Origin of the sequence: Noviluteimonas gilva (genome assembly GCF_009740395.1) — a bacterium.
In the GTDB taxonomy this organism is placed as follows: domain Bacteria; phylum Pseudomonadota; class Gammaproteobacteria; order Xanthomonadales; family Xanthomonadaceae; genus Noviluteimonas; species Noviluteimonas gilva.
This window is the reverse complement of sequence record NZ_WOXT01000001.1, coordinates 380,419-394,044: the sequence shown is the minus strand read 5'-3', so window position 1 is coordinate 394,044 and position 13,626 is coordinate 380,419. Positions and strand designations below refer to the sequence as shown.

The 13,626-nt window shown below is 67.3% G+C and carries 9 protein-coding genes; 7 read left to right on the top strand and 2 right to left on the bottom strand.

The genetic code is table 11. From position 1 onward, the window contains the following. Window positions 1-34: 34 nt before the first annotated feature. The 3 genes from GN331_RS01775 to ltaE are packed head-to-tail and all read left to right on the top strand — an operon-like array spanning window position 35 to window position 1,936. Complete coding sequence (locus tag GN331_RS01775; RefSeq protein WP_156639785.1) at window positions 35-307, top strand: DUF4242 domain-containing protein; 273 nt, start codon at window positions 35-37, stop codon at window positions 305-307. Between the two features lie 15 nt (window positions 308-322). After that, window positions 323-895 (top strand): hypothetical protein, encoded by a 573-nt coding sequence (locus GN331_RS01770; RefSeq protein ID WP_156639783.1) that lies wholly within the window; start codon window positions 323-325, stop codon window positions 893-895. Window positions 896-925: 30 nt separating this feature from the next. After that, window positions 926-1,936, top strand: coding sequence for a low-specificity L-threonine aldolase (ltaE, locus tag GN331_RS01765; protein WP_156639781.1), 1,011 nt, complete (start codon window positions 926-928; stop codon window positions 1,934-1,936). On the opposite strand, the gene GN331_RS01760 is transcribed toward ltaE, so the two are convergent. Together GN331_RS01760 and GN331_RS01755 are read right to left on the bottom strand one after the other, a co-directional pair. Then, window positions 1,850-2,806: a hypothetical protein gene (locus tag GN331_RS01760; protein WP_156639779.1), complete on the bottom strand. Its 957-nt coding sequence runs from the start codon at window positions 2,804-2,806 to the stop codon at window positions 1,850-1,852. The genes ltaE and GN331_RS01760 overlap by 87 nt on opposite strands. 14 nt (window positions 2,807-2,820) lie before the next feature. Continuing rightward, the gene (locus GN331_RS01755; RefSeq protein WP_156639777.1) at window positions 2,821-3,423 is read right to left on the bottom strand and encodes a DNA-3-methyladenine glycosylase; all 603 of its coding nucleotides are present in this window, start codon (window positions 3,421-3,423) and stop codon (window positions 2,821-2,823) included. A 121-nt stretch (window positions 3,424-3,544) separates the two neighbouring features. Between GN331_RS01755 and GN331_RS01750 the strand changes: the two genes are divergently transcribed. The 4 genes from GN331_RS01750 (at window position 3,545) to GN331_RS01735 (ending at window position 13,614) form a co-directional block, all read left to right on the top strand. Then, window positions 3,545-4,816, top strand: coding sequence for an aminopeptidase (locus tag GN331_RS01750; protein WP_156639775.1), 1,272 nt, complete (start codon window positions 3,545-3,547; stop codon window positions 4,814-4,816). 111 nt (window positions 4,817-4,927) lie between these two features. Continuing rightward, a complete protein-coding gene (locus GN331_RS01745) occupies window positions 4,928-6,472 on the top strand; it encodes a M4 family metallopeptidase (protein ID WP_156639773.1) in 1,545 nt (514 codons plus the stop codon). A 46-nt stretch (window positions 6,473-6,518) separates the two neighbouring features. Further along, window positions 6,519-10,970, top strand: coding sequence for a beta strand repeat-containing protein (locus tag GN331_RS01740; RefSeq protein WP_156639771.1), 4,452 nt, complete (start codon window positions 6,519-6,521; stop codon window positions 10,968-10,970). A gap of 79 nt (window positions 10,971-11,049) precedes the next feature. Continuing rightward, the gene (locus GN331_RS01735) at window positions 11,050-13,614 is read left to right on the top strand and encodes a winged helix-turn-helix domain-containing protein (RefSeq protein ID WP_156639769.1); all 2,565 of its coding nucleotides are present in this window, start codon (window positions 11,050-11,052) and stop codon (window positions 13,612-13,614) included. The last annotated feature ends 12 nt before the right edge of the window (window positions 13,615-13,626 follow it).

Below are 13,626 nucleotides of genomic sequence, written 5' to 3'. Positions count from 1 at the left end.
GGCGCGTTCTTTGAGTCACGGAGGTAACACCAACATGCCGAAGTTCGTGATCGAACGTGAAGTCCCCGGTGCGTCCAACATGACCGGGCAGGAACTGCAGAGCCTGGCGCGCCGCTCGGTCGGCGTGCTGCGTCAACTCGGGCCCGAGATCCAGTGGGTCCACAGCTATGTCACCGGCGACGCCCTGTATTGCGTGTACGTCGCGCCGGACGAGGAAATGATCCGCGAACACGGGCGCCTGGGCAGTTTCCCGGTCACCCGCGTCACCCAGGTCGCGACGGTCATCGATCCGACCACGGCGGAGTAACGCGCGGAGCCACCCATGTTCGCCGAGTTCATCACCCAGACGCTGAGCGGCGTGGTCGCCGTGTTCGTCGGTATCTGGCTGGCGCTCATCGTCGAGCGCCGGCGCAAGACCGAGGACACGGTGGAGCGCGACGCGCTGCAGCTGGCCGAGTACGAGCGCGTGATCGATTCGATCCTGGGCTCCGTCGTGAAAAACACGGCGGAGGCCAAGCGCATCCTGCGACTGATCGGCAGCACGCATTGTCCGCGCTTGCTGCACGCCGATCTGGAAACGGCGGTGTGGTACGCGAGCCACGGGCACTTCACGTCCCTGTGCCGCAACGTCGACCAGCGCGTGATCCTCAGCCAGTTCTTCGACGACGTGCGCAGGCTGGCGGCCTTCGTCGATTTCCGCAGCGACCTGCAGGCGCAAATGACCACGCAAGGGCGGCGCTCCGACGACGCCGAAGTGTTCGAGCTCGCCAAGGAAGTCGACAACCACCTGGCCGCGCTCGCCGAAGACCTGCGCTTCACCGGCTACATGGTCATCACCGACCACGGAAAGCCGGTGCACAAGCGACTGATGGGGATCGTGCACGAAGCGGCGTGATGAAAGCGGGGCTTGAGATAAGCTTCGCCGATGGACCGCATCGACCTCCGCAGCGACACCGTCACCAAGCCCACCCGCGCCATGCGCGAGGCGATGCTCGACGCCGAAGTCGGCGACGACGTTTACGGCGAAGATCCTACCGTCATCGCGTTGCAGGAGCGTCTCGCGCGCGACCTCGGCTTCGAAGCGGGCCTGTTCGCGCCGAGCGGAACGCAAGCCAACCTGCTGGCGTTGCTCGCGCATTGCCAGCGCGGCGATGAATACATCGTCGGCATGGAGGCGCACACCTACAAGTTCGAAGGCGGCGGCGCGGCGGTGTTGGGTTCGATCCAGCCGCAGCCGATCGTGCAGGCGGAAGACGGCACGCTGCCGCTGGCAATCGTCGAAAGTGCGATCAAGCCGGTCGATCCGCATTTCGCGCGCACGAAGATCCTCTGTCTCGAAAACACGTGGCATGGCCGCGTGTTGCCGCGTACGTATCTCGCCGAAGCGCGCGCACTGTGCGATCGCCGCGGATTGAAGCTGCATCTGGATGGCGCGCGTCTCTACAACGCAGCAGTCGCCGATGGCGTGGCCCCGCGCGAGATCGCGAAACACTTCGACAGCGTGTCGGTGTGTTTGTCGAAAGGCCTCGGCGCGCCGGTTGGTTCGGTGCTGGTCGGTTCGCGGGCGTTGATCGATGACGCGCGTCGTTGGCGCAAGGTCGCCGGTGGTGGCTGGCGTCAGGCGGGTTTGCTTGCTGCCGCGGGTCTGCACGCACTCGATCACCACGTCGAACGCCTCGCCGACGATCATCGCCGCGCGAAGACGCTCGCCGATGGCTTGCAGGGTTTGAAGCACGTCACCGTCGCCGGCCAGCAGACCAACATGGTGTTCATCGACGTGCCGAAGGACAAACTCGACGCTTTCCGCAAGCACATGGACGCCGCCGGCATCCGCATGTCGATCGGCTATCTACCGCGCATCCGCATGGTCACGCACCTGGACATCGACGACGCCGGGATCGAGCGCGCCATCGCGGCCTTCCGCAGCTTCGGCTAACAAGCGCGCACGCTGCGCGCGCATCCACGCATACCACGCGACCTGGATTTGCCACGTGGGGCCGATCTCGCGTTCGAAGTCGGCCAGGGTTGCACCGTTCGCGAGCAGCCGCTTGTAGCCGGCCGCGTACTTGCCTTTCTCGCCGTGCAACAAGAAATGCGTGAGGCTCCAGTATTCGATGTAGTACAGATTCACGTAGCCGGCGATCGGCGGGCCGGAGCCATCAAGCAGCGCGCGCAACGGAATCAGCCGGCCGTCGCGCAGATCCTGTTCGAGGTTGCCCGACCAATGGAATTGCGGCAGCCACCAAAGTGGATAGGTGTTCGGATCGAGCGTGCCCGGATGTAAGCCTTGTGCATCGATGCGACTCGCGCCGAAATAACCGGCCAGGCCTTCGTCGATCCAGCGCTCGCGCTTGAAGCCCATCACTTCGCGCGAGAGTTGGTGCGCGGCCTCGTGCACCATCCAGTGCACGCGATTCGGTCCATCGGCGACGTAGGCGTGGCACTCGGGCGTGCGATAGATCGCCTCGGCCCACGGCACGCTGCGGTTGTTGGCCTTGAACTCGGCGCGCGTGCGATACAGCACCAGGCGCAGTGGTGCATGCGTGCGCGGCATGTCGGGGAAGACCTGCGACCACGCATCGTGCAATTGTTCGACGGCCGCGCCGGTCAACGCGACCTGGTCCTGCGGCGCGTTCGAAACGACCACGTAATGCGGCGTGCGTGTTTCGTGCCACGCCTTCCGCGCGGTTGCTGTCGCGCGTGCGGTGGCGGCGTCCTTGCGCTGCGTCAGGATCCAACCATGGACGGCGATGCCCAGCGCGATGAGCGCGAGCATCGGCAACAGGATCCGGCGAGGAGCGGGCATGCGCCCAGCCTAGCTCAGGCGTGCACCTGCTTCACGCGCGCCGGGCTCACATGCAGGTTGTTCGGCACGACGAAACGCCAGAGATGTTCCTTCCCGGCGCTGATGCCGATGCGTGGCGTCGCGATCGGATGCAACGGAGGCGCAACACCATCGTCGACGATGCGCGGTCCATCGCCCTTCACAAGGTCGGCGCCGTTCTGATCGCCGTTGATGCCGAGTGCCTGCGTCAATCGCGCCGGGCCGCTGCATAGCAGGCGCTCGGAGACGCCACCGCGTGCCTCGTGCATGAGATCCAACCCCGCGATCGGTTCGAGCGCACGGATGAGCACGCCCGCGCCGGGGGTCTTGTCCCAAGCCACCGCGTTCGCGCACCAATGCATGCCGTAGGTGAAGTAGACATACATGTGGCCGGGCGGACCGAACATCGTCGCGTTGCGCGGCGTGCGGCCGCGATAGGTGTGCGCGGCGGGGTCGATGCCCGCCAGGTACGCCTCGACTTCGACGATGCGGCCCGCGCGGCCGTCGGGCATGGCGAGGACCTTGTTGAGCAGATCGCGCGCCACGTGCACGGTGTCGCGGCGATAGAACGCGCGGGGCAAGCGTTTGCGTCGAGCCATGCGCGGAGTCTAGGCAACCGCGCGTCGGCACGCGTTCACTCTGACGACCGGCGGTGTCCGACCCACCACGGCGCGCACGTTGGCCCGTAACGCCCACCCCCGGGCGCAGAGGGGCTCCGCCATGACACGTCATTTGACTGCGACCGCCCTGGCGGCCGCGCTCGCAACCACCATGCTCGCCGGTTGCCAGAAGCAGGAAGCACCGACGAGCGCCACGCCATCGACTTCGACCGCCGCCGCGCCCGCATCGACCGCGACCACCGCGGCCGCGACGAAAGCCGCGCCGACCGACTTCAACCAGCTCGCCGACCGCCTGGTCGCCAACGCCGCCGTGAAGGAAGGCGAGGTTGTGATGATCACCGGCCGCGTGCACGACGCGGAGTTGATGGAAGACATCGCGGTCGCCGCGCGCAAGGTCGGCGCGTTCCCGTGGATCAACTACAGCAGCGATCGCCTGGCCAAGCGGATGTTCTTCGACGTGCCCGAAAAGTGGGACTCGCAGGTCGACCAACTGGATACGGACCTGGCCGACGTCATCGACGTGATCATTTCGCTTGGCAACGGCACCAGCGAAAACCTGTTCGAAGGCGCCGATCCCAAGCGCATGGCCGCGCGCGGCAAGGCGAACGAAGGCATCGGCGCGCTGTATCAGCGCAAGGGCGTGCGCACGCTGGATGTCGGCAACAACCTGTATCCGACGCCATGGCGCGCATCGCGCCTGGGCATCAGCGAAGACGAGTTGTCGAAACTGTTCTGGGGCGGCGTGAACCTGGACTACGCCGATCTCGTCAAACGCGGCGCGGAAGTGAAGGGCGCACTCGCCGGCGGCAGCGAAATGCACATCACGCATCCCAACGGCACCGACCTGACCGTCAACATCAAGGGACGCCCGGTCGGCGTGAGCGACGGCGTGATCTCCGCCGAAGACATCCAGGCGGGCGGCGCGGCGAACGCGGTGTACTTGCCCGCCGGCGAGGTCTATACGACACCGGTCGCTGGCAGCGCCAACGGCAAGCTCGTCAATACGCGCTCGTTCTATCGCGGGCAGCAGGTCGACAACCTGACGCTGACCTTCAAGGACGGCAAGGTGACCGAGATGACCGGATCGGGCCCGGGCTACGCCGCGTTGAAGGCCGAGTACGACGCCGTCGACGACGCACGCAAGGACGACTTCAGCTTCGTCGACCTCGGCATCAACCCGAGCATCAAGTTCCCCGCGACCGCGACCGTCGGCAACTGGGTGCCCGCAGGCACGATCACCGTCGGCACCGGCGTCAACACATGGGCCGGCGGCGACAACACCGTGCCGTATGGACAGATCGTCTCGCTCCCCGGCAGCACGGTGACGCTCGACGGCAAGCCCATCATCGAAGCGGGGACGCTGAAGCTCTGAATGCCAGCCCTCAGGCCAGCCCCCCCGAACCGGGGGCTGTGCCGGCGCGTAGACCTTGTTCCAATCCAGCACTTCATTTGTTGTACGTAGTGCAAGGGGAGTTTTCCTTCGATGCATCGGACGTTTGGTTTGCTTGGGGTGGCGCTCGCCGCCTCCATTGCCGTCGCGGGAGCGACGGTCCCCGCCGCGAAGCCTTCCGTTGATCGCGCCCTCGCGCTGATCCAGGCCAATGCCGCGGCCGCGCGCCTGTCGCCGCTCGATCGTTTCGTCGCCCGCGACGTGATCGTCGACGCCGACGGCACCGAGCACGTGCGCTTCGACCGCACGCACGCAGGCTTGCCTGTGATCGGCGGCGACCTGGTCGTGCATTCGCGCGGTGGCGTGTTGCGTTCGATGTCGATCCGGCAAGCGGCGCCGCTGTCGCCGTCGATCGCACCGACCGTTGCGCAGACCACGGCGATCGCAACGGCCCGGACCGAGTTCGGATCCAACTTCACCCAAGCGCCCGAAGCGAAGCTCGTGGTGCATGCGCGCACGTCGGCGCCGCGTCTGGCGTGGCAGGTGCACATGGTCAACCTGCGCGACGACCGCACGTACTTCGTGGATGCGAAGACCGGCAAGGTCGTGGACCGCTGGAGCAATCTCGAAACGGCGGCCGCCACCGGCAAGGGCCGCACGCTGTATTCCGGCGAAGTGCCGCTGGGCACCAACAGCCTCGCCAGCGGTTTTGAACTGCGCGATCCCGCGCGCGGCAACTCGCGCACGCTCGATGGCTCGAACAGCCGCACGTCGGGCCAGGTCTACAAAGACGCCGACAACACCTGGGGCAACAACGCCTCGACCGATGTCGCCAGTGCCGCCGCCGATGCGCAATACGGCGCCGCGGTGACCTGGGATTACTACCTCAGCCGGCATGCCCGCAACGGCATCGCCAACGATGGGCGCGGTGCCTACAACCGCGTGCACTTCGGCACCCGTTATCAGAACGCGTTCTGGAACGACGCGTGCTTCTGCATGACCTACGGCGACGGCGACGGCACCGTCATCGGCGCGCTGCTGTCGCTGGACATCGCAGGCCACGAGATGAGCCACGGCGTGAACGCGCACACGGCCAACCTCGTGTACGAGGGCGAGTCGGGCGGCTTGAACGAAGCCAACTCCGACATCCTCGGCACGATGGTCGAGTTCTTCGCCAACAACCCGAGCGACCCGCCGGACTATCTGATCGGCGAAAAGATCTTCCGCGCCAACGTGCCGAACAGCGCCAACCAGCGCTTCCTGCGCAACATGTCCAACCCGATCGCCGACGGCCGTTCGCCCAACTGCTGGTCGCCAACGTTGGGCACGCTCGACGTGCATTACTCCTCGGGCGTGGCGAATCGCTTCTACTACTTGCTCGCCGAAGGCAGCGCTTCGAAAACCTTCGGCGGCATGGTGCATTCGGCGCCGACGTGCAACGGCACGATCATCGTCGGCATCGGTCGCGCGAAGGCCGAGCGCATCTGGTATCGCGCGCTGACGGTGTACTTCACGTCCACGACCGATTACGCCGCCGCGCGCGTCGCGACGATCGCCGCGGCCCGCGATCTGTTCGGCACGACCTCGCCCGAGGCAGCACGCGTCGCGGCCGCATGGTCCGCCGTCGCGGTCAACTGACACCCACGTTCCTTCCATCCACGACAGCCCGCCGAGAGAGGGAGCGATGTCCGCACCTGCACGTATCCATGGTCGCCACGGCGCACACGGCCGATCGATCCCCGCGATCGCCCCCGTGGCGCGCGCGATCCGCATCGGCATCGCGATGCTGGCCCTCTCCGCGCCCGTCGCCTCCCTCGCCGGCAACGGTGCGGCCGTGGCGCCCGTGGACCTCACGCGCGTGCCGCTTTCGGCGAGCGTCGTGGCGATGGCCGACAACAGCGACGTCATCGTCGTCGACGGTTACGGCGACGCGGTCGGATTGAGCGAATACAACGCGTACGCCGCGTCGGTTTCCAATCTGTCGTCGATCACCGCGAATGCGACCGGCGCCGCCATCGACGCGACGTCGTACGGCGTCGAATCGATCGGCGGCTTCGAGGCGTACCTGGCGAACGTGGTCGACGCCACGATCGTCGCCAACGCGCACACGGTGGACGGCGACGCGATGGCCGTCGGCGCGTACGCAGCGGCGGGCGGTGTGGCGACGCTGGTGAACTATGGTTCGATCGACGCGCACGCAGCGAGCGAGAACGGTGAGGCTGCTGCGTACGGCGCGGTGGCTTACAGCGGCGGCGCGGGCATCGGCCTGATGATCAACGGTGGCGATGTTTCCGCCACGGCGACCGGCACCGACGCGACTGCGCAGGGCCTGCTCGTCAATGCGAACGTCGCGTCGATCTTCAACGACGCAAGCGCCACCGCCAGCGCGATCGCGCAGTCCGGCGGCACCGCCGAGGCAACCGCGGCGCACGTGTTCGGCTCGTATGTCGCGATCGAGAACAATGGCACCCTCTCCGCGTTTGCGCAGGCCGAAGCGGGTCTGGCGAATGCCGTCGGGCTGGACGCCTTCGGCTATTACGGCGCGAGCGCGGTGAACGTCGCCGACATCACCGTCGTGGCCGATGCCGCGGGCGGGGAAGCCAACGCCACCGGCGTGCGCTCGATCGGTTACTACTTCGACGCGACGATCTCCAACGACGGCAACGTCTCGGTCCTCGCGCAGGGCGACGAGGCCATCGCCGCCGGCCTCGTCAACGCGACCTATTACATCGGCATCGCGTCGGTGACGAATGCCGGCGACGTGCAAGTCGACGCACACGCGACGGTGAACGCCGCGGCCGTCGGCGCGTACGACCTCTCGTGGGTCTACGACGCCACCATCGTGAACACCGGCGGCATCGTCGCTTCGGCGGTCGTCGAGGGCGGCGATGGCGCGACCGTGCAATACGCGGCGGCGATCGGCTCGCAAGCCGTGCAAACCTACGGCTTCGACTACGGCGCCGCGCACGTCGACAACGACGGCAGCATCGCATCGGTCGCTTCCGTCGAGTACGGCATCGCGCAAGGCTGGGGCGCGGTGGCGCAATCGCGCGGCCCGCTCGGCAACGCGTCCATCGACAACACGGGCGACATCTCCGTGTACGGCCATGCAGACATCGGCCTGGTGTATGCCACCGGTGCGTACCTGCAAACGATCGCCGGATACTCGGATGTCGTGAACGAAGGCGACATCGTCGCGTCCGGCTGGGTCGGCGATGGGTATGCGTACGTCACCGGCATCAACGCGATCAGCGCGCCGGCGAACGGCTTCTACGGTGCGTCCACCATCGACAACCACGGCCAGATCGAAGCGCACGCCGTCGGGCATGGCGCGATCGTGTTCGGCCGCGCGATCCAGATGCAGGGCGACACGTCGGTGGTGAACAACGCGGCGGGCGCCACCATCCTCGCGACGGCGGAGACGGAATTGTTCGGCGGCGCGTTTGCGACGGCCATCAGCGTCTACGGCAAGCACGCGGTGGACATCGTCAACGATGGCGACATCGTCGCTTACGGCCTGGCGCACGACTACGGCCAGTACTACGGCGCGAGCCGCGCGACCGGCATCGAGGCCGTCGCCAACGTGTACGGCGATATCTCCATCGTCAACAACGGCGACATCACCGCGACGTCGGTGGCGGTCGACGGCGTGACCTTCTTCGCCCAGGGCGTGCGCGCCGTCGGCATCGATACGTACGCCAAGTACGACGCCATCATCGACAACAGTGGCACGATCACCGCGACCGGCATTTCCGAGATCGGCATCGCCAGCGCCTACGGCGGGATCACGGAAGGCAAGTATTACGGCCACTTCTCGAACAGCGGCGACATCGTCGCCTATGCCAGCGTGGGTACCTTGGCGGGCGACTACGCCGCGGGGCGTTCGTTCGCCACGGGCACCACGCTCTACGGCTCGGAGATCGGCCTGACCGAGAACACCGGCTCGATCACCGCGTATGCCATCACCCACGTGGAGGCCAACGAGAACGCCGGCAGCGCGATTTCCATGGCCTTTGGTGCGAAGAACAGCGCGACGATGTCTTCGACCATCGTCAACGACGGCGACATCGCGGTCAGCGCGCGCGCGGACTTCGGCATGGCCTCGGCGTACGGCACGTTCGTCCAGGGCGGCTATGCGGGCCTGACGACGAATGCGGGCGCGATCACGGCGCTCGCGCGTTCGGACAACGGCAATGCATTCGCGGTCGGCGCGTACACGTATGCGCAGATCTTCGAATACCAGGGGTGCGACGAGACCGGATGCCATTACGCGCCGGTGGGCGGCGATGCCCGCATCGACAACGCGGGCGACATCCACGCCGGTGCGTCGGCGGTCGGCGGGATCGGCTACGCCTACGGGTCCGTCGTGATCGGTTTGGAGGCGGCGGCGACGTCGAACACCGGGCGCATCTCCGCCATGGTCGACGCCGACGACGCGCTCGCGGTCGGCAGCCTCACGCGCGCCGTCGACGGCGCGGCGACGCTCGACAACAGCGGCAACATCGTTGCGACCGCATACGGCGCGCAGGCGTCGTCCACGGCGGCCTTCCTGTCCGCGACGGGCGATGCGATCGTGCACAACACCGGCACCATCGCGGCATTCGGCGATGGCGAGCGGATCGCCATCTCGGTGGTCGGCGATGCGCGCGCGACGATCAACAACGGCGGCGTGCTGGTGGGTGCGATTCGCACGGGCGCGTTGGACGATGCCTTCAACAATGCGGCCGGCGGCGCGTGGCGCCTGGTCGGAGACTCCGACTTCGGCGCGGGCGCGAACCGCTTCACCAACGCCGGCATGATGCAGGTGGAAGGCGAAGCCTCGTTGCTGCTGGGCGCGTCCAACACGCTTCGCAACGACGGGGCCATCGGCTTCGTCGATGGCGACACCGACGATGCGCTGACGCTCGTCGGCGAGCTGTCCGGCAATGGTCGCCTTGCCTTCGACGTCGACGGCATCACCGGCGCGCACGATGCACTCACCGTGCAGGGCAACGTCGCGGCCGGCACGCAACAAGTGGTGGATGTCGCGCTGATCGCGGTGCCCACTTCGACCAACACTGAAATCCAACTCGTCTCCGTCACCGGCGATGCCGACGCGCAATCCTTCGCACTCGGTCGTGTGACGCAGGCCGCCGATGGCTTCCTGTCGATGGGCTTCCAACTGGGTTCGCACGTCGATGCATCGAATGCGACACCCGACCTGATCACGCTCGGCGTGCACGTCGATGGCCTCAACGCGATGGGCGCGCTCGGCAGTGCGTTGGCGCCGGGCGTGCAAGCGCTCGTCGAAGCGCAGGTCGGCACTTGGCGCGAACGCATGGGTGTGTTGCGTCCGGGCCCCGGCGTGCTCGCGCCGTTCGTGCGCTGGTTCTCCGAGAGCGGCGATATCGACGCCACGCATGCGGGGCTCGTGCCCACGCAGGGCGGCGCGTTCGATCAATCCACGACGGGCTGGGAAGCGGGGCTCGAAGCGCGCCCGGTCGAAACCGTCGCCGTCGGTGCGCTCGTTGCGGTGTCGGATGCGACGCAGCGGCTCGATGCGGGCGGTGAAGATCGCCTGGATGCGACCACGTTCGGTCTTTTCGCGACCTGGATGCCGACCGACGCCGCCTACGTCGATGCGTCGTATCGCTGGATCGGCGTCGATGCGGAGCTGCGCGCTGCAAGCGGCGTGCATGAATCGAGCGCCAGCGCGCAGGCCTTCAATGTCGAAGGCGGCTATGCGTGGACGCTGGGCAACGGCCTGCGCCTGATGCCGCAGTTGCAATACACGTGGACGCGCATCGCCGATCTCTCGCCGTTGGAAGGCGCGCTGTCGACCTTCACCGCGGAGGGCAGCGATGTCTCGCGATGGCGCGCCGGTCTGCTCGCCGACACCGCCATCGAACGCAATGGCGCGGTCTGGACGCCGTACGCATCGCTCAATGCGGTGCACGTCTCCGGCGCGGAGTTCGACTACGCGGTCAACGATGTGTTCGCCGGCGTGGTCGACACCAACGGCACGAGCGCGCTGGTCGAAGGTGGCGTGGGCTTCCAGCGCGGCGCCTGGTCGGTGACCGGTGGGCTGCATTGGCTTGACGGCGGTTCGCGCGACGGTGCTTTCGGCGGGCAGGTCGTGCTGCGCCGACGCTGGTAAGGGCACGGGGGGCTTCGTGGAAGTGGTGGCGGGAACGGCGCAGAATCGGGCGAGGCCTCCGTTCCGCGACCCGACCGCCATGTCCGCGTCCGAGATCCTGCTGAAGTGCCTGCCGCCCCGCATGCCGCGCGACGCGCGCATGCGGCCGGCGTTACTGCGGTTCCGCGATGCGCATCGCGACTGCACGGCGCTGGTCGTGGAAGCGCCCGCGGGTTACGGCAAGACCACGCTGCTCCTGCAATGGCGGCTGCAATGGCAGGCTGAAGGGGTGCGCGTCGCGTGGCTCACGGCCGATGAAGGCGACACGCCCGAACGTTTCGCGATGGCCTTGCAACACGCCTTCGATCACGCACCCAACGCGGTGAATCCGGGCCGCGCGGCGAAATTCGAAGCCATCACCGAATTGCTCGCCGCCATCGGCGCACACGGCGAGCCCGCGGTGCTGATCATCGATGATGCGGAAAATCTCCCCGCACCGACCGTCGCCCTCGCACTGCGTTACCTGCTGCACAACGCGCCGGCGAACCTCCGCGTCGCAATCGGCTCGCGCGTGCGCCTGCCGTTGCCGGTCTCGGAAATGATCGCGAAGGGGCACGGCGCCACGCTCGGCGTGAAAGACCTGCGTCTCACGCTCGACGAAGCGATGGACATCATGTCGCACCGCCTCGAGCAACGCCTCGATCCGGACGAATGCGCGCGCCTGCACGATGCGACCGAAGGCTGGCCGCTCGGGTTGCAACTCGCGCTGGCCGCGATCGAACGCGAGCCGGGCGCGCGCAACGCCGCATGGTCGCCGAGCGGACGCAGCGGCACGCTGCAGACCTACTTCGTCGAATCGCTGATGTCGCGCCTGAGCCCGGACGTCGCCGACGCGCTCGTGCGCGCCTCGATCCTGCCGCGGTTCGACGTCGCGTTGTTCGAAGCGCTCACGGGCGCTTCGCCCGCGGGCCCGTTGCTGGAAGACCTCGGGCGCAGGACGCCGATCCTGATGACGGGCGAGGGCACCACGTGGATGCGCATGCATCCGCTGGCCCGCGACTTCCTGCTCGAACGCTTCGAGCGCCTGCCGCGCGAGGAACAAATGCAATTGCATGGAACCGCGTCCCGCTGGTTCGCGGGCCACGAACGTTTTCCGGAAGCGGCGAAGCACGCCTTGGCCTCCGGCGACGAAGCGATGGCGCTGAAGTTGGCGGCGCGTTCGCTCTGGGCCCTGAGCACGGGCGGGCATCTGCCTGAAGCGCGCGAATGGATCGACCGCCTGCCGCGCGAAATGTGGGAACGCGACATGGAGTTGCGCCTGGTCGTGGGTTCGGTCCTCGGCTTCGGCGATCGCAACGAAGAAGCCATCGCGATCGCGAAGGAAGTCCTCGACGATCCCGAAGCGCCGCAGCAGGCCGTGGCCGCCGCGCTGCGCATCGCCGGCGGTGGCCTGGCGCAGACCGATCGCCTGGGCCAGGTCGAGCAACTGGTCCCTCGTTGGGATCAACTCGACCTTGCGCAACTGCCACCGCTGTTCCGCATCTCGAACCTCAATTTCCGCGCGGTGCTCGCGCTGCATGCGGGCGAAGGTGCGCAGGCGCGCGCGTTGGTGTCGCAGCAGGCGGTGTTCGGCGATACGGGCACGCAACGCTGGGCGGCGGGCCTGGGGCGTTCCATCCGCGGTTTGTCGCTGTTGTTGGAAGGCCATCCGCGCCTGGCGGAGGAATCGCTTCGCGAACCGCTGCGCGACGCCGAGCAGGAAGGACGACGCGGCGCATTGGCATGCGTGCTCTCATCGTTCGTGGCGTGCGCGTTGTTCGAATGCGGCGAACTCGCGGCGGCGCGCGCGATGCTCGCCGACCGGCTCGACGTGATCGAGCGTTGCGGATTCCCCGACCATTTGATCTGCGCGTACCGCACGCTGGCGCGCATCGCGTTTTCCGAAGGCGATGTGCAGCGCGGATTGCTGTTGCTCGAAGCCTTCGACGCGCTCGGCAAGCGGCGCGACATTCCGCGCATGCGCGTCCATGCGCTCGCGGAGCAAGCGCGTGCGCATGCAGAGCAAGGCCGCTTCGAATCCGCCGAACGTGCCTTGCGAAAGATGGAAGCCGTTGCGGTCGCGCTGGACACGCCCGATTTCCTGCCGCTGCGCGAAGGCTGTCGACTGACGATGGCCATCGCGCAAGCCAGCGTCGCGCTGTTGAAGAAGGATGCGGCCGGTGCGATGCAATGGCTCGAGACCGCCGATCGGCTCGCCACGACGCTCAATCGCGGCGGCGATACGCAACGTGTCCGCGCGATGCGGGGGATTGCGACGTCGATGCAGGGCCAGCCGGGCGGCGCCGCGTTGATGCGCGAAGCCATCGACATGGCCTCGCTCAGCGGCGATGCGCGCGTCGCTGCGGAAACCCGACCCCTCGTCGCCGCGCTCGCAGCGGCCGAACCCCCCGTTGCGCCGGTGACTTCCCGGTTGTTGACGACGAAGGAAGGCGACGTCCTGCGCCTGCTCGACCAGGGCCTGTCGAACAAGGCGATCGGCAACGCACTCGATGTCAGCGGCGAAACGGTCAAGTGGCACCTGAAAAACCTGTTCGCCAAGTTGTCGGCGACCACGCGCACGCAGGCCGTGAGCCGCGCGCGGCTCCTGGGATTACTGCAGGGTTAGCGCCTCACGGCC

Excerpts from the sequence above, each read along its gene's own strand:
- GN331_RS01775 (WP_156639785.1), top strand. The coding sequence starts at position 35 with ATGCCGAAGTTCGTGATCGAACGTGAAGTCCCCGGTGCGTCCAACATG.
- GN331_RS01770 (WP_156639783.1), top strand. The coding sequence starts at position 323 with ATGTTCGCCGAGTTCATCACCCAGACGCTGAGCGGCGTGGTCGCCGTG.
- ltaE (WP_156639781.1), top strand. The coding sequence starts at position 926 with ATGGACCGCATCGACCTCCGCAGCGACACCGTCACCAAGCCCACCCGC.
- GN331_RS01760 (WP_156639779.1), bottom strand. The coding sequence starts at position 2,806 with ATGCCCGCTCCTCGCCGGATCCTGTTGCCGATGCTCGCGCTCATCGCG.
- GN331_RS01755 (WP_156639777.1), bottom strand. The coding sequence starts at position 3,423 with ATGGCTCGACGCAAACGCTTGCCCCGCGCGTTCTATCGCCGCGACACC.
- GN331_RS01750 (WP_156639775.1), top strand. The coding sequence starts at position 3,545 with ATGACACGTCATTTGACTGCGACCGCCCTGGCGGCCGCGCTCGCAACC.
- GN331_RS01745 (WP_156639773.1), top strand. The coding sequence starts at position 4,928 with ATGCATCGGACGTTTGGTTTGCTTGGGGTGGCGCTCGCCGCCTCCATT.
- GN331_RS01740 (WP_156639771.1), top strand. The coding sequence starts at position 6,519 with ATGTCCGCACCTGCACGTATCCATGGTCGCCACGGCGCACACGGCCGA.
- GN331_RS01735 (WP_156639769.1), top strand. The coding sequence starts at position 11,050 with ATGTCCGCGTCCGAGATCCTGCTGAAGTGCCTGCCGCCCCGCATGCCG.